General features: G+C 38.7%; 19 protein-coding genes. 8 read left to right on the plus strand and 11 right to left on the minus strand.

Annotation, left to right across the window (positions count from 1 at the left end):
- Positions 1-88: 88 nt before the first annotated feature.
- The 11 genes from JOD14_RS12115 to istA form a co-directional block, all read right to left on the minus strand.
- Entirely contained in the window at positions 89-277 is a 189-nt protein-coding gene (locus JOD14_RS12115; protein ID WP_204655039.1) for a TraX family protein, read from the minus strand.
- A gap of 132 nt (positions 278-409) precedes the next feature.
- Entirely contained in the window at positions 410-1,045 is a 636-nt protein-coding gene (locus JOD14_RS12120) for a DUF421 domain-containing protein (protein ID WP_204655040.1), read from the minus strand.
- 15 nt (positions 1,046-1,060) lie between these two features.
- Entirely contained in the window at positions 1,061-1,504 is a 444-nt protein-coding gene (locus JOD14_RS12125; RefSeq protein WP_204655041.1) for a DUF3290 domain-containing protein, read from the minus strand.
- 109 nt (positions 1,505-1,613) lie between these two features.
- Positions 1,614-1,976, minus strand: a complete 363-nt coding sequence (locus tag JOD14_RS12130) for a DUF1304 domain-containing protein (RefSeq protein ID WP_204655042.1) — start codon at positions 1,974-1,976, stop codon at positions 1,614-1,616.
- 21 nt (positions 1,977-1,997) lie between these two features.
- On the minus strand, positions 1,998-2,636 hold the full coding sequence (locus JOD14_RS12135; protein ID WP_204655043.1) for a nitroreductase family protein: 639 nt from the start codon (positions 2,634-2,636) through the stop codon (positions 1,998-2,000).
- Between the two features lie 22 nt (positions 2,637-2,658).
- Positions 2,659-3,066 (minus strand): MarR family winged helix-turn-helix transcriptional regulator, encoded by a 408-nt coding sequence (locus tag JOD14_RS12140; protein WP_204655044.1) that lies wholly within the window; start codon positions 3,064-3,066, stop codon positions 2,659-2,661.
- 149 nt (positions 3,067-3,215) lie between these two features.
- Positions 3,216-4,118 (minus strand): glycine betaine ABC transporter substrate-binding protein, encoded by a 903-nt coding sequence (locus tag JOD14_RS12145; protein WP_204655045.1) that lies wholly within the window; start codon positions 4,116-4,118, stop codon positions 3,216-3,218.
- 482 nt (positions 4,119-4,600) lie between these two features.
- Entirely contained in the window at positions 4,601-5,017 is a 417-nt protein-coding gene (locus JOD14_RS12150) for a hypothetical protein (RefSeq protein WP_204655046.1), read from the minus strand.
- Positions 5,010-5,276, minus strand: coding sequence for a hypothetical protein (locus JOD14_RS12155; RefSeq protein WP_204655047.1), 267 nt, complete (start codon positions 5,274-5,276; stop codon positions 5,010-5,012). The genes JOD14_RS12150 and JOD14_RS12155 overlap by 8 nt, the downstream gene beginning before the upstream one ends.
- 28 nt (positions 5,277-5,304) lie before the next feature.
- The gene (gene istB, locus JOD14_RS12160) at positions 5,305-6,033 is read right to left on the minus strand and encodes an IS21-like element helper ATPase IstB (protein ID WP_239576203.1); all 729 of its coding nucleotides are present in this window, start codon (positions 6,031-6,033) and stop codon (positions 5,305-5,307) included.
- Positions 6,033-7,460, minus strand: a complete 1,428-nt coding sequence (istA, locus tag JOD14_RS12165) for an IS21 family transposase (protein WP_204655048.1) — start codon at positions 7,458-7,460, stop codon at positions 6,033-6,035. The genes istB and istA overlap by 1 nt, the downstream gene beginning before the upstream one ends.
- 159 nt (positions 7,461-7,619) lie before the next feature.
- On the opposite strand from istA, the gene JOD14_RS12170 reads away from it, so the two are divergent.
- The 8 genes from JOD14_RS12170 (at position 7,620) to JOD14_RS12205 (ending at position 15,069) form a co-directional block, all read left to right on the plus strand.
- The gene (locus JOD14_RS12170; RefSeq protein ID WP_204655049.1) at positions 7,620-8,171 is read left to right on the plus strand and encodes an accessory gene regulator B family protein; all 552 of its coding nucleotides are present in this window, start codon (positions 7,620-7,622) and stop codon (positions 8,169-8,171) included.
- Positions 8,168-8,317, plus strand: coding sequence for a hypothetical protein (locus JOD14_RS12175; protein WP_204655050.1), 150 nt, complete (start codon positions 8,168-8,170; stop codon positions 8,315-8,317). The genes JOD14_RS12170 and JOD14_RS12175 overlap by 4 nt, the downstream gene beginning before the upstream one ends.
- 122 nt (positions 8,318-8,439) lie before the next feature.
- Positions 8,440-9,075 (plus strand): ABC transporter permease, encoded by a 636-nt coding sequence (locus JOD14_RS12180; RefSeq protein WP_204655051.1) that lies wholly within the window; start codon positions 8,440-8,442, stop codon positions 9,073-9,075.
- Positions 9,068-9,841, plus strand: coding sequence for an ABC transporter ATP-binding protein (locus JOD14_RS12185; RefSeq protein WP_204655052.1), 774 nt, complete (start codon positions 9,068-9,070; stop codon positions 9,839-9,841). The genes JOD14_RS12180 and JOD14_RS12185 overlap by 8 nt, the downstream gene beginning before the upstream one ends.
- Entirely contained in the window at positions 9,838-10,473 is a 636-nt protein-coding gene (locus JOD14_RS12190) for an ABC transporter permease (protein WP_204655053.1), read from the plus strand. The genes JOD14_RS12185 and JOD14_RS12190 overlap by 4 nt, the downstream gene beginning before the upstream one ends.
- A gap of 671 nt (positions 10,474-11,144) precedes the next feature.
- On the plus strand, positions 11,145-12,017 hold the full coding sequence (locus JOD14_RS12195) for a methylenetetrahydrofolate reductase (protein WP_204655054.1): 873 nt from the start codon (positions 11,145-11,147) through the stop codon (positions 12,015-12,017).
- Entirely contained in the window at positions 12,008-12,679 is a 672-nt protein-coding gene (locus JOD14_RS12200; protein WP_204655055.1) for a vitamin B12 dependent-methionine synthase activation domain-containing protein, read from the plus strand. Before JOD14_RS12195 ends, JOD14_RS12200 begins: the two co-directional genes overlap by 10 nt.
- Positions 12,680-12,681: 2 nt before the next feature.
- Complete coding sequence (locus JOD14_RS12205) at positions 12,682-15,069, plus strand: homocysteine S-methyltransferase family protein (RefSeq protein WP_204655056.1); 2,388 nt, start codon at positions 12,682-12,684, stop codon at positions 15,067-15,069.
- The last annotated feature ends 100 nt before the right edge of the window (positions 15,070-15,169 follow it).

The following is a 15,169-nucleotide window of genomic DNA, read 5'->3' on the forward strand; positions in this document are numbered from 1 at the left end:
ATAAGTCATCCTTGATTCAGTATAAAGGACTTTTTTGCGTCTGGATAGTAATAATAGCAATTTTTAGTGTGAAAAAATCTTTGCACCACTAGTGACTACGAGTGTATAAAAAACCTTCAACTAAGAAAAAAACAAATAAAGGAGCGATAAAGCGTCCCAGTAAAGAAGTCCAACGCGGCAAGCCGATAAATGAGCCTAAATAGGAATAGACATGGTCAATCACCATAAAGAGGATAGCGATAATTTTTAAATTAAAACTGGTTGCGTATTTTTTCATAAAATCTTCTTTTCGTTCCTTGCTTGATTGTACCAGTTTTCATTATTTTTGTATTAGGCAAAGGGGCTGAAAAAGCTATTTTTACTTCTTACACCACGAATCTAGTGATGAAAGAAGTAAAAATAGCTTCACTTATTTCTCATACCCATACAAATTTAATTGACCTGAAACATACTCGCCTAAGTAAATTTCACCGATTTTATTAAAACCTAGCGCACGGATTTGCGACTCTAACCATTCTTCATCTTGTTTAATCAGTTCTAAAACGTCTAAATTTGCTAAACCATCAACAATAATTGGATAGCGAAGATTTTCATCCCCAAATTCAATCAAAGTGAGCTGCCCGTTTTGCTCTAAAACGGCTCGCTTCACATTTTTTACTTCATAAATCCCATTTGAACGTAAACGAAACATAAGTTCATTGGCTGAAATTCCATTTTTTAAACACTCATTGACGTTTAACTTCCCATTTTGGATCAAAGTCAACGGGCGACCATCGACAATCGTTTTTACATACCGGTTATGTTCTTTGGCAAATTTTAAAATCAAAACAAGTAGTGTCCAAATAATTAAAACTAAAACAAACTGTAAAACCGTAATCGACTCGTTGTAAATGACACCACCAATAATTCCACCCAGAACATAATTTTGCACCTGGTCTAGCGAAGAAGACGGTGCCATATTGCTTTTTCCCATAATATTAATTTGAATAATTAAAACAACCATCCCTAACGCAAACTTAATAATAATTGGGCTATAGATTTGCATTTCCCCCGCCTCTTTCTATCGATTCATTACGATTTTCTCGTTCATTAAATAAGCTCTTGTTAACGTATACGAACCTTGATCGGCACTTAAATTCACTTTATAGAAATTTTCACCAATCTTAACCAGCGTCCCATCAACTAATTGGGTTGAACTTACAAAAATTTCTTCGACTTCAACTGCTTGTTCTTTCGCAATTCCTTGAACAAAATTGACCATTTGGGAAAAACGTGAATGGCGAACTTGGTTATTTTGGTAATCGGAATATTGAACCCCTAAAGCAAATAATAGTAATAACAAAAATATAATACTTAAATCCCGGTACTTAGTCTGTAAGCGGTGCCGCATATATAAACCAAACACAATAACCAAAATCACTAACGAACCGAAAATAAAGACATACTTCAAATAATCATCAATATTTGACTGCGACTGTAAGTAATTAATTCCATAAAAGTTCATCAAATCTCCTCCCTTATTTATGACCAGCTCCTTAGCTCAAAGTATACTATAGTCTTTCGTTTGTAACACTTGATAGCCTTTTATACAGCAAAAAACGTTTTTTGCTGGACTACGCGATAAAGGTGCTGATTAAAGCAATAATTGCCAAACCACCTTGCGTTAAAATAATTTTCTTGTCACTTGTCAGGCTGCCATAAAGCGCAACAAGCACAATATAAATTAAAATTAAACGACTCAGCTCAACCGTTGCTGTCGCTAAAAAGACACTATACAATAAACCAACAGCAATTAAACCATTATATGCACCTTGATTTTTTAGTAATGTCCGAATTGATTTTTGGCGCAAATCTTCTTTTGACAAACGAAAAATGCGACTAGTTGTCTGTGAAGTTGTCGCCAACGTTTCTAGATAAAAAATATAGAAAAATTCAATGGCCACTAGAATAATTAAACCTTTAGAAAAAAGTCCCATTTTTTTACTCCTTCACTTGGTTTATTTAAATTCAGTTATTTTTTCCGCTGCTAAACGAACCGATTCATAACCCGCTTCTTTGGCTTTGCCGACTGAAAGAATCATCACCGGCACATAGCGCTCTTTAGCTAAACCAAAAGTCTCGGCCAGCTGGTCTTCAACAAAACCACCGATGGCATTCGTATCATAACCATGTGCTCGGGCGACTAACATGAATTGCATCGCGGCCAGACTGGCATCAATTTTAACGACATCATTCATTTTTTCTTTTGAAAAAGCTTGATAACCTGGAATAATAGCAGCGAGTTGTTGCTCTTTGACTTCAAGAGGCATTTTGCCTTCTTCCACTGCTTGACTGTAAATTTCATCTCCTAATTCGTAACAAGCCATGTCCCCAAAAATTAAGACCATCGCTGAAGCTGTCTCGTTTTGCGTCTGATTAAAATAAAGCAATGGTTTTAATTTGGCTCTTGCTTCTGCACTTTCCACCACAACAAAACGCCAAGGTTGTAAGTTCACCGAAGATGGTGCTGTCGTTGCTTCTTGAATCATTTCTAGCATTTCCTCTTGGCTGATTTTACAAGTTTCATCATAAGCACGAATCGATTTTCTTCCAAAGACTACATCTGAAAAATGATTATTTTTTAAGTTTTTTGACATTTTATTTCCTTCTTTCATGACTTTATTGACTTAATTTTGTTAATAATTCTAACAATGTTTTTTGTTCCGCTGCATTCAGTGGTAATTGGGTACACAAATTAGCTGAAGCATATTCACTTTCACATTTGGCCAAAGCTTGGCTAGCAGTTGGTGTAATGGCCACAAAAACTTCGCGATTGTTTTCTTTGTTTCGTTCACGCGTGACGTATTTTTTCTCCTCAAGCACTTTCAAATGCCTCGTCACCGCCGCGCTATCAATTTTCAACTCATTTTGTAAAACCGTTTGTGAACAAGGTCCCTTTTCATTTAAAATCAGCATTAATTCATAACGCGTCAAACTTAGTCCGGTGGCTTTTTCAAATTTCGTTGTTAATTCCTGATTGACCAATTTCAATTGATAAAACAATTTACTTAATTCTCTAAGGTTCATTTTGCCCCTCCTCCCATCAATTGACTAGTCAACGATTGACTGGTCAATTGTATAATATTTTTTGTGATTTGAAAAGAGGTTTGTTTTAATAAATAAAAAAACGTTGTACAACTGAACAAACTATCAGTCACACAACGTTTTTAACTGCTTTATTCTAGCGATTCATAATACGCCTTCGCCACTTTTGTATAATCCTCGCCATCAATATCCACCTTGGCATTGAGCTGAATTAACGTATCTGTATCAATCGCTTGGTCAATTTGATTAATAATCTCAGCAATTTCTGGGTGGGCTTTTAATAAATCTTGACGCACAACCGGCATCAAATTATAAGGCGGCCAAAATTGTTTGTCATCGACTAAAACGGTAAAGGCCGCTTTATCCGATAACGGCCCCTCTGTCGTATAAGCTGGTGTCGCATCCGCTTCATCGCTCGTTAAGACTTGATATTTCAAACTATTGTCATAAACCGTTGATGAAATGAAATCAAATGGTCCATAAACTTCAGCTAACCCCTTTAAACCGTCTGCTCGCTCATCAAATTCCCCTTGTGAGGCAAACCGAATTTTATCCGCATTGGCTTGCAAGTCACTAATTGTTACAATATCGTATTTTTGTGCCATGCTTGTGTTAATTGCAATGCCTTGCCCATCGTTTCCTGGTGCATAATCTAAAACCGTTAAAACGCCCGCTTCTTCATAGGCTTTTTTGACCGCTGTAAAAACCGCATCAGGATCGGTTTCTAACGGTAATTTAAAAATACTTAGTAAAGCCGTTCCGGTATATTCTGGATACAAATCAATTTCGCCACTTTCAATCGACTTAGGAATAATTGAACCGGCAATATTTTGGACCCGTTCCACTTTATAGCCCTTGTCTTCTAACGCTAGCGCATAAATTTCACTAATAACTAAATTTTCGGTAAAATCTTTTGAACCAACTTTGACCGTTTCCTTAGTTGCTTCATTGTTGCCAGAAGTTCCACTACAAGCAACAAGAGCTACCGCAAACAATACCATCAAACCACTCATTATTATTTTTTTCATTTTCAAACGTCCTTTCTGTGAAAATAATTGTAACGAAACAAACAAAACTTGAAAAGTAGGCACTTTTTTGTGCGTAACTTACTTTTTGGTAATCATTGCTTCCTCACAGTCTTTCACTCTTTTTTATTTTCCTATCCGCCGTAAAAGCAACCCAAGCATTCAATAAAACGATTTAGAATGACTACTACTATTATCATAACAGTAATCGTTCTACGTGCAATGAATAACACTTAGCGTATAGCGGAACTTGAGTAATTCAAACAATAAATGGTATTGCTGCTAAGAAAAAACAACCTTCCTCCCTTAGATACTGATTCAATCGTTCAATCCGATGGCCCATTGAAAAGGTTTCTTCCTCGAGACGATTACTCGTGAAAGTGAATCCAAAAAAATTTCTTTCCCTTCATCGAGCAACTGCTGATTTCCCTTCATTTACGTTTAATTGAAGTTTTGTCTTGATGAAATATTGAATACTTTTCATTATTGCCTTAAAATAAATTATTTGTTTCTAATACTTTATCAACAATTAATAATTCAAAAAAAGATTCATCTAATAAATACTTATTTACTTCTTCAAAACTCACCTTAAATTCATCTAAAATTTTTATAATTCTTTTAGTTAATTTGAAATTTTCATTACTGTTTTTATCTTTTAAAACGATTATATATTGATGCATATCAATTAGTTTCCCATATGGATACACATATATATTAGTTTCATTTGCACTTTTTAAATATACATTTTTTTCTACAACTATCGCTATTCTCCAATCCTGAAATTCTTCCGTGTCAAGAATTTTAAAAATCTCAAAGAAAAGGGATTTTTGCTTATTGGCAATTTCTATCATTTCTAATGTTTTGTATTGTATTATAGAAATGTAATCCAACTTCTTAATACTATCCATAATACTTTCCAGATCTGAATGATCCTTTCAGAACATTTATGAACTTATCGCCACTATAAATAAATACTCCTCCTTGGTAGACATTTTTTCCAATAAATCCAAGAAATACTGTAAACAATAAATTTATCCCCATAGAAGTTAAGACAGCTAATAAAGAAGCATCATCTAAAGCATATCTCGCAAACATAAGTATTGGTGATATAAAAGGAATTGTATTTTGCAAGACTTTTTTACACAATAATGCAACCAATAAATACACAACTTTGCAACCTGAAATTTGTCTTTAATTATTTTGATTTTGATAATGAATTTTTCAATCGGTAACTCTCGCCAGTGAAGCTAAGAATATGCGCATGATGGATTAAACGGTCTACCAATGCCGCGGTTAGTCGAGGGTCCGAAAATACCTTATTCCACTGGCTAAACTCTAAATTGCTAGTGAGGATCACGCTTTTCTTTTCGTACCAATCACTAATCAATTGAAAGAGAAGTTCGGCGCCGTCCTTTGAAAAGGGGACATAGCCCACCTCGTCTAGGATAATCAGCTTTACCTTATCAAAACGCCGTTTGAAATGCTCTAAGCTATTATTTTTCCACTGACATTCCAATTCAATGACGAGATCCGAAACACGCCAGAAACGCGTCTCAATGCCTTCTTTCGTTGCTACTTGACCAAGGGCGCTAGCCAAATGTGTTTTCCCTGTCCCAGGTGTGCCGATAAATACGGCATTTTCTTTTTGGCGAATGAAAGATAAACTGATTAACGCTTCTTTGGTGCTTGGGTTGGGTAAAAGAATCTGATCATGCCATTCATACGTCTCTAACGTGCGTCGCGTAGGAAAATTAGCTTGTTTGAAAAGGCGGGCGGTTTTTAATTCTTCTCGGCAAGCCACTTCATGTTTTAATAAAAATAGTAACCATTCCTCTTTCGTTTCAAAGGATTGGGTGTCTACTACTTTTGGAAGATGTGGGAGGCGAAGTTGTTTACAGAGTGTTTCTAATTGGAGTTGACCCATTATTTTGTCGCCTCCTTCCCAGGAGGACAAAGAATCGCATCGTAGTCTTTCCAATTCACATCATAGGCATTCGTTAATTCCGAGGCACCTAATAACTCATAAAAATCCGCGCCAATCCCCTTCATATCATGTGTGACAAGCAGGCCTTGTATTTGATTTACACGACGATTTCTTTCTCTTAAATCGGGAATACTCAAGTAAAGCTTGATGCGTTCTGGCAGATATTTCCAATAGCGCGAATGATGCATGACATTGGGCTTTCTCTTCCAATCAAGTAAAATCTCTTTCCAAGGAATCGCTCGTTTCTTATGCATGTACGGACGAGGGCCTTCGTCAATGATTTCGCCATTCATACTAACCAGTTGGTATGAATTCGAACGAAGAACGGCATAGAGAATGGAATGATTTTTAGCACGTGGTACGTGAATACGTGTATCATCTAACTTAATCTCATTGTATCGATTTGCCTTAACTGTGATTTCTTTAAAAACAGGATAATCCACTTCTGGTAAGAAAAGTAGGCTTGATTTCTCCTCCTCCCAAAGGGTTTGAATGAACGAATGTTTCTCATAATGCTCACGATTAAGATCAAGTGATAATTGCTCAGCTAAGGTTTTGTTAAAGCTTTCGAAATCCTGCATAATCGGGGTGGATGAAAAGAAGTTATACCGAACATAACCAACCTTGTTTTCGACATTTCCTTTTTCATGGCCACTTCTTGGGTTGCACACTTGCGTTTCAAACCCATAATGCATGGCAAATTGTAAGAAGCCATCCGTTAATTTTGCAGGTTCATTTCGTGTTTTCGCTTGGAAAACAGCTGTTGACATATTATCAATACGGATTGCACGAGGAACGCCTCCAACTTGTCGGAAAAGTTCTTTCATCCCTTCAAGCAAACATTCTTGATTCTCTGCTGGAAGGGCTACGACAAAACCAGCGTTACTATAAGGGAAAGTCATAACCAATACTTTGACGTCCTTAAAAGCTCCTTCGTGACAAACTTCCATCAGACCGAAATCAAGTTGCGCTTCACCCATTGGATGTTCTAAACGTTCAAATCCATTGTCTTCATTGGCTTCTGTAACGTGCGTGGCCTTCCAATCTTTGATAAACTGACAAACCGTTCGATAGGAACCGGCATAGCCCATTTTTTTCAAGTCATTTGTGATGAATTTGGCGTTTCTCCGCTTCTTTTTTGGAAGTTTTGAATCTTCCGTGAGCCATAAAGCGACAATCCCGCCCCATCCTCCTGTGTACATCAATCCTGTCTTTTTATGCGATTTTACAACAGGAATAAGATCACCATCCGCGTATTTTTTTACCGTCCGCCAGTTCACGTTCAATTCTTTTGCAATATGATTGATCGATTTATCGTGATTATTTCGTAAATTTTTGATAGTATGAATATCGTGCATTGTAAGCATCCTTTTCTTACCTCCAGTTATCGTTGTGGGAACCATAACTTTAGAGGAATTTCAGGTTGCTTGCAATGTTTTTTATGCTTTTAGCCAATTGCAGCATTGTGTATTTTTTCGTTGCAATTGTCTGTACTTATATCTTGCCATAAACATATCGAGGAAACGGTGAGTAATAAAATATTAGAATTAGTAGATATAAATACCATTAGTCACATAGACTATTTGAAATGTAAATTAGGATTAGAAACCTTTATTATAAATATTTTCAAATTAGCAGCTATTTATACCTGTGCAATTCTCCCAAATACTTTCTTTTATACTTTAATTTTTCATGTTAGCTTTTTATTTGTAAGAATATTTTCATATGGTTATCATGCTAAAACAAGTTTAGGTTGTATATTTTCTAGTCTAATGATGTTCATACTCATTCCTTATTCTATCTTAAACTTTTTCATATTCCCCTCAATTATGTTATATCCATTATCAACTATAAATATGATTTTTCTTAGTATTTTTACACCTAGAAAAACAAAAAAAAATTACATAGGAGATAAAGAGCAACAATCTACATTAAAGAAACGAACAGTTTTATCATGCTTAATTATGAGTACTATTGCTGTTTTAGTTCCATCTTTAATATTAAAAAATTTAATAATTTTAGGTAATACTTTGGCAGTTTGCTTAGTTTTACCATTAAAAAAGGAGACGATAAAATGAAACAGAAAATTAACCATATCATCAATCGATACCTTACTACTTTTTTTATTGATTTGGGTAGTATGAGTTTAAAACAATGTTGTTTTTTAGCCTTTCATGAGACCGAAATACCAAGTGAATTAATTAAACATGAAATGGAAAAATAATATGGCATAGGTGAACAAAAGATAAGTGTCCAAAAAAATACCTCTTTCAGCGACTTCTTTGACTTTTTAAGCCATTCGTCGTAACGTAAAAAGAAAATAGTCAAGCGAAAGGGGGCAGATGAATGTTACAAGAAATCATGACGTATTTTCAAAATAACTCGAGTCAATATTTGAATTATTTACTAACTCATTTAGCTATCAGCTTTAAAGCGTTATTTTGGGCAAGCCTCATTGGACTTCCCTTAGGTTATATCAGTTACCGCATTCGCCTTTTAGCGGAGTTTTTTCAAATGAGTGCGCAATTGTTACGTATTATTCCAAGTTTGGCTGTGTTGTTTCTTTTAATTCCACTCGTTGGCGTTGGTGAATTTCCGGCTCTAATTGCTTTAACTTTTTTAGCCGTACCATCGATTTTAATCAATACGACGCTAGGTTTTCAGGAAGTCCCTGTAGTGATGAAAGAAGTGGCTAGCGGACTCGGCATGAATCCTACGCAACTCTTTTACAAAATTGAAATCCCTTTAGCCATGCCTTACATCTTGAATGGGTTAAAACTTGCTTTAGTCGAAATTTTAGCCAGTGCCACACTCGCCACTTATATTGGAGCAGGTGGCCTTGGGACGTTGATTTTCACGGGTTTAGGTTTATACCGCGTTGATTTGTTACTCATTGGTGGCGCAACAGTGACCCTCTTATCACTTTTTAGCATCGCCTTATTTGATTTCATCATAAGAAAGGTGCGTAAAAACCATGTCTAACATAGCAATCTCTTTTAAAAATATCCATAAAAGTTTTAACCAAGGAGCAACAAAAGTCATTGAACACCTCAGTTTTGACGTGCCCGAAGGTGAATTTATTACCATTTTAGGCACTTCCGGCTCAGGAAAAACAACCGCTTTAAAAATGATCAATCGTTTAATTGAACCTGATGCCGGTGAAATTAAAATCTACGACCAGCCAATTACAACTTTTGACATCAATCAATTGCGCCGCCAAATCGGCTACGTCGTGCAACAAATTGGCCTTTTCCCGCACTACACCATTGAAAAAAACATTGCCACTGTCCCAGAATTACTCGGTTGGGAAAAAGAAAAAATTACCTTGCGCGTCAAAGAACTCATGGCTAATATTCAATTGCCTTACGAAGAATATGCCAAGCGTTTCCCCCGGCAACTTTCCGGTGGCCAACAACAACGGGTCGGCGTCGCTCGGGCTTTAGCGGCCAATCCTGATATCATGTTACTTGATGAACCATTTGGAGCCGTGGATGCGATTACGCGAAAAGATTTACAAAAACAAATCAAACACTTACACCAAAATTTAGCCAAAAAAACCTTTTTATTTGTCACCCACGATATCAACGAAGCGTTCTTACTTGGTACGAAAGTCATGATTATGAACGAAGGAAAAATCGACCAATTTGATACGCCTGAAAAAATCATTAAAAATCCAAAAACACCTTTTGTTCAACAGTTGCTAGCGACCGTTTATGCCGAGGAAGAAATGTGGAGGAACTACAAATGATTACTTATTGGCTTGATTATCACGAACGACTCACAAGCGCTTTATGGCAGCACTTACGTCTAGTATCGATTTCACTAGCGATTGCTTTTGCTCTAGCTATTTTGATTGTTGCGCTTTTTAGTACAAAAACCAAATGGCTGACTAGTTTTATTTATTTTTTCTCAGCCCTTTATGCGGTCCCAAGTTATGCTTTTTTTGCCCTATTAATTCCACTGACTGGCCTCGGTACGACGACCGCGATTATCGTCTTAACCTTGTACAGTGAATATATTTTACTGCGTACTTTTTCAACGGGCATTGAGCAAATTGACCCAACCATCATCGAAGCCGCCCAAGGCATGGGGATGACACCGCAACAAATTTTTCGAAAAATCCAGTTACCTTTAGCGACCAAATCGATTTTCAGCGGCATTCGGCTAGCTTTAACCTCGATTATCGGGATTGCAACAATTGCCGCAACCATTAACGCAGGCGGTATTGGCACGATTTTATTTGACGGCTTGCGTACACAAAACTTAGTTAAATTACTCTGGGGGACGCTACTAGCAGTTTTTTTGTGTGTCACGAGCAGTTTCATCTTTAAAATAATTGAAAAAATCGTTGTTAAGAAAATGGGATTGGAGGACGTTTGATGAAAGCAAATTCAGTCCTGAAGTTGCTACTAAATATTCACCTACATACATCCTGTTAAATCATCACTATTTAAAGATAATTTTTTTGTAAGCACCGCTCGCCTACGAAAATTCATTGACTTAAGGGGCCGGGATGACGCAGCCGTTCGAATGTTAGTGAGTGACGGATGTGGGACAAGGTTGAGTGGCAAGTATCGACGAATAATTTGGATGAGTTTGGCATAGGAGTGATTCAAAATATCTATTACTTATTTGATTAATATAGAAACTGGTAAAGGGATTGATTGAATAGGGATATGCATCGACTTTTAAAGCCCCAAAACTTGGCGCGAGAATCAGCCGGCGTAGGTTTTGGGGCTCTTTATTGTTAAGCAAGCATAAGGGTGAAGACGCTTGAAACTTTATGCGAACTCACTTCTTTTACTCGCTAGGTCGAAAGTTACTCGAAAGTTATTAATCTTTTAAAGTGAAGAAACGTTTCGGGTCATTCGGTCCAGAACCATGTACTCTAATAATATTTTTTTCATCTATTGTCTAAAAATGAAAATCAGCTTTTGGCAAAATATAGTCCCTTACTTCCTATTTCATCCCCTTATTTGTGCACTTTTTGTTTTGTCTGTATTTTCTGTCAATTTATGTTACACTTAGTAAAAATTCAAAGGACGGTTGGTATGAAAATCCATCAATTATACGAAAATAGCGAGCCGGTTATCTCGCTGGAAGTCTTTCCACCAAAGAAAGAAAGTGGTTTACACACCCTGCAAACCATGCTTGAACAAGTCAAAACGATTCAACCTGCCTACATTAGTGTGACGTACGGGGCAGGTGGTACGAGTGTGAGCAATCAGACGTTAGAAATTGCTCAAATGCTCAAAAAAACACAAGGGATTGAACCACTTCATCATTTAACTTGTATCGGTAAATCGAAAGATGAACTACAAAAGATTCTAGCCGAAATTAAAGCAGCAGGCATTGAAAATTTGTTAGTCTTACGTGGCGATTTACCCGAAACCGACCAAACGTGCGTCTCTGATTTTCCTTTGGCCAAAGATTTGATTGCTTTTGCCAAACAAGAAGGCGATTTTTCGATTGCGGCGGCTTGTTACCCAGAAGGCCACATTGAACAAGCAAGCGATCAGGAAAATTTTGACCACTTAAAAGCCAAACAAGCAGCCGGGGCAGATTTTTTTATTTCGCAACTATTTTTCCATAATGACTCTTTCTACCGGATGGTTGAAGGCGCGCGCAAGGCTGGCGTGACGGTGCCGATTGCGGCCGGCATTATGCCGATTATGAGTCGCACGCAAGTAGAGAAAATGATTTTCATGTGTGGGGCTTCCTTGCCATCAAAGCTAATTAAACTAATTCATCGCTACGAACAGCAACCCGAAGCGTTACGGCAAGCCGCGTTAGAATACGCCCTTGCACAATGCGAAGATTTAATCGCGCATGGTGTGGATGGCATCCACCTTTATTCCATGAACCAGCCCGTCGTCGCTAAGACTGTCTTACAACATTTAAGAGGAGGGCACGCATGCAATTAAACAAAAAAGAAGTCTTACGTTATTTAGGCTATAAACGTAAACAAGCCCTCACCCCGGAAGTCGATGCGATGATTGACGAAATGATGCAAGAAGTCCAGCAAGTGTCTAAACCGCGTTACGATTATAAAATTTTCCCAATTTTAGCCCATGAAGCCACACAAACCATTGAAGTCGTTGGAACCAATCTCGTTTTTACTGGAAAATCCGCGTTTAATCATTTAAAAAATGCCCAAAAAGTTGTACTCCTCGCTGCCACCTTAGGCCTTGAAATTGAACGACAAATTCGAATTTACGAAGTGACGGATTTAACCCGTTCGCTAATTTTGGATTCTTGTTGCACCGAATATATCGAAAAAATTTGTGATTTAGCCGAATGCGACATTCAAGAAGCCGCTGATCAAGAGCACTTAACCCTGAATCGCCGGTTTAGCCCAGGCTATGGTGATTTGCCACTAACGATTCAACCAGATTTCTTACAAGTTTTAGAAGCAGACCGCAAACTAGGGATTCACCTTTCCGAGAATTTACTTATGATCCCCCGTAAATCGGTCACGGCTTTTGCTGGCTTATTTACCGATGAAAAAAGCGCTCGCCCCCGCCGCAAACGCCCGGATTGTTTCGACTGTGATTTGACCACTTGCCAATTTCGCATAGGAGGATAACGATGGATATTCAAACTTTTATTAAAGAAAAAACGCTACTTTTTGATGGCGCCATGGGAACGATGTTACAAAAAAATGGGTTGCCCGTTGGGATGCAACCCGAATATTTTAACTTTAGTCACCCCGAAGTCGTCCAAAAAATTCATGAAGAATATGTAGCAGCCGGCTGTGACGTCATTACTGCCAATACCTTTCAGGCCAACGCAACTAAAATCAAACCAGAAGAAGTCGTACCGGTTATCAAACAAGCGATTGCCCTCGCCAAAAAAGCCAACCCACGCTATGTAGCGATGGATTTAGGCCCAATTGGCCAACTAATGGCACCGATGGGGACGCTCACTTTTGACCAAGCTTACGATTACTTCAAAGAACAAGTCATGGCAGCCGAAGAAGCGGGGGCCGATTTATTCCTTTTTGAAACAATGTCAGACTTATTTGAGACCAAAGCCGCGATTTTAGCTGCCAAGGAAAATACGCAACTCCCAATTTTTGTCACGATGACTTTCCAAGCGGATGGTCGCACCTTTGTCGGCACCGATCCGTTAACAGCGGTTTTAACGTTGCAAGAACTCGGGATTGATGCCATTGGTGTCAATTGTTCTTTAGGCCCTCAAGAGTTATTACCAATTATTCAAACGTTATTAGACTATGCAAAAATCCCAGTCATGGTCCAGGCCAACGCTGGTTTACCACTCATGCAAGACGGCCAAACCGTTTATCCTATTTCGATTCAAGAATATGCCGATTTCGTAGCGGAAATGTTGCAAATGGGGGTACGGATTATTGGCGGTTGTTGTGGCACCACTCCCGAATTTATACAAGCTTTACGCCAAAAAATCCAGGAAAATCCAGTCGTTACAACCACACCGAAAAGCGTGACCGCCGTGACGTCCGCTTCACAAAGCGTCATTTTGAATCAACGCTTCACTTTAATCGGTGAACGCTTAAACCCAACTGGTAAAAAACGCTTGAAAGAAGCTTTGCGCAACAAAGACATGGCTTATATTTTAAAAGAAGCCCTTGATCAAGCCAATGCTGGCGCCGACATTTTAGACGTCAATGTGGGCTTACCTGAATTAGATGAAGCACAAATGATGATTGAAGTCGTTCGCGAAGTCCAAGGGATTGTGACTTTGCCGTTACAAATCGATAGTTCATCCGTGCCGGCCATCGAAGCGGGTTGTCGCTATTACAATGGCCGCCCGTTAATCAATTCGGTCAATGGCAAAGCTGAAACGATGGCGGCAATCTTCCCAATTGCTAAAAAATACGGGGCCGCGGTACTTGGCTTATGTCTTGATCAAGAGGGCATTCCCGAAACCGCCGAAAAACGTCTCGCCATTGCCGATCAGATTGTTGCGACTGCCGCGACTTACGGTATTCCTAAAGAAAGTGTCTTAATTGACCCGCTAGTACTCACTGCCTCCGCCCAACAAGACCAAGTCAAAGTCACCCTTGAAACACTTCAAGGATTACGCCAACGCGGCATTCATACCGTCGCGGGCGTTAGTAACGTTTCCTTTGGTTTACCTAATCGTGACGTGCTAAATAGTAACTTTTTAGCTGCTGCTTTTGGTGCCGGCCTAGATGCGCCGATTATTAACCCACTTTCTGATTTGATGATGAACACCGTGCGCGCTTTACGCGTAATCAATGGCCAAGACCAAGATTCCGTGGATTACATCGCCAATAGTCAAATCACGACACTTGCAACCAAGCAAAATGTCTCAGAAACAAAACCAAGTGGCGATAACAGCTTACGCGAACTCATTTTAGAAGGACGCAAAGAAGAAACACCCGAAAAAACACGCGAATTATTGACAACGATGGCCCCACTTGCCATCGTCAATCAAGAATTCATTCCCGCACTTGATGAAATCGGGCAAAAATTTGAAGCAGGTACTCTATTCTTGCCCCAACTCATGCAATCAGCCGAAGCCGTCAAACAAGCCCAAGAAGTCATTAAAACCCATTTAGCCAAAGCCAATCAACCAACCAACGCCCAACACCGGATTTTACTCGCCACGGTTGAAGGCGATATTCATGACATTGGGAAAAATATCGTCAAAATGATTTTAGAAAATTACGGTTTTGAGATCATTGACCTTGGCAAAGACGTTCCGATTGCCAAAGTCGTCGAAACCATTCGTCAAGAAAAAATCCAACTCGTTGGGTTAAGCGCCCTGATGACCACGACTGTTCAGAACATGAAGAAAACCATCCAAGCCGTACGCGAGGCCGAACTTGATGTGACCTTCATCGTTGGCGGCGCCGTTTTAAATGAAGAATACCGCGAATTTGTCGGCGCCGATTATTACGCCAAAGACGCCTTAGAAAGCGTGACGATTGCTAAGCAGTTTTTTGCGGAGAAGAATGAAGAAGAAGTCTAGTTGAAGAATAGGGTAGAGGGGAATTTAATTCCGCCCCTCCCATTGCACCGTACGTACGGGTCTCGTATACGGCGCTACATTTGTATTATTCACGACTTTC

It is taken from the genome of Enterococcus lemanii, from assembly GCF_016909125.1.
Lineage (GTDB): Bacteria > Bacillota > Bacilli > Lactobacillales > Enterococcaceae > Enterococcus_I > Enterococcus_I lemanii.

What these genes read in the sequence shown, in the direction of transcription:
- JOD14_RS12115 (WP_204655039.1), bottom strand. Translation starts at nt 277, where the DNA reads ATGAAAAAATACGCAACCAGTTTTAATTTAAAAATTATCGCTATCCTC.
- JOD14_RS12120 (WP_204655040.1), bottom strand. Translation starts at nt 1,045, where the DNA reads ATGCAAATCTATAGCCCAATTATTATTAAGTTTGCGTTAGGGATGGTT.
- JOD14_RS12125 (WP_204655041.1), bottom strand. Translation starts at nt 1,504, where the DNA reads ATGAACTTTTATGGAATTAATTACTTACAGTCGCAGTCAAATATTGAT.
- JOD14_RS12130 (WP_204655042.1), bottom strand. Translation starts at nt 1,976, where the DNA reads ATGGGACTTTTTTCTAAAGGTTTAATTATTCTAGTGGCCATTGAATTT.
- JOD14_RS12135 (WP_204655043.1), bottom strand. Translation starts at nt 2,636, where the DNA reads ATGTCAAAAAACTTAAAAAATAATCATTTTTCAGATGTAGTCTTTGGA.
- JOD14_RS12140 (WP_204655044.1), bottom strand. Translation starts at nt 3,066, where the DNA reads ATGAACCTTAGAGAATTAAGTAAATTGTTTTATCAATTGAAATTGGTC.
- JOD14_RS12150 (WP_204655046.1), bottom strand. Translation starts at nt 5,017, where the DNA reads ATGGATAGTATTAAGAAGTTGGATTACATTTCTATAATACAATACAAA.
- istB (WP_239576203.1), bottom strand. Translation starts at nt 6,033, where the DNA reads ATGGGTCAACTCCAATTAGAAACACTCTGTAAACAACTTCGCCTCCCA.
- istA (WP_204655048.1), bottom strand. Translation starts at nt 7,460, where the DNA reads ATGCTTACAATGCACGATATTCATACTATCAAAAATTTACGAAATAAT.
- JOD14_RS12175 (WP_204655050.1), top strand. Translation starts at nt 8,168, where the DNA reads ATGAAACAGAAAATTAACCATATCATCAATCGATACCTTACTACTTTT.
- JOD14_RS12180 (WP_204655051.1), top strand. Translation starts at nt 8,440, where the DNA reads ATGTTACAAGAAATCATGACGTATTTTCAAAATAACTCGAGTCAATAT.
- JOD14_RS12185 (WP_204655052.1), top strand. Translation starts at nt 9,068, where the DNA reads ATGTCTAACATAGCAATCTCTTTTAAAAATATCCATAAAAGTTTTAAC.
- JOD14_RS12190 (WP_204655053.1), top strand. Translation starts at nt 9,838, where the DNA reads ATGATTACTTATTGGCTTGATTATCACGAACGACTCACAAGCGCTTTA.
- JOD14_RS12195 (WP_204655054.1), top strand. Translation starts at nt 11,145, where the DNA reads ATGAAAATCCATCAATTATACGAAAATAGCGAGCCGGTTATCTCGCTG.
- JOD14_RS12200 (WP_204655055.1), top strand. Translation starts at nt 12,008, where the DNA reads ATGCAATTAAACAAAAAAGAAGTCTTACGTTATTTAGGCTATAAACGT.
- JOD14_RS12205 (WP_204655056.1), top strand. Translation starts at nt 12,682, where the DNA reads ATGGATATTCAAACTTTTATTAAAGAAAAAACGCTACTTTTTGATGGC.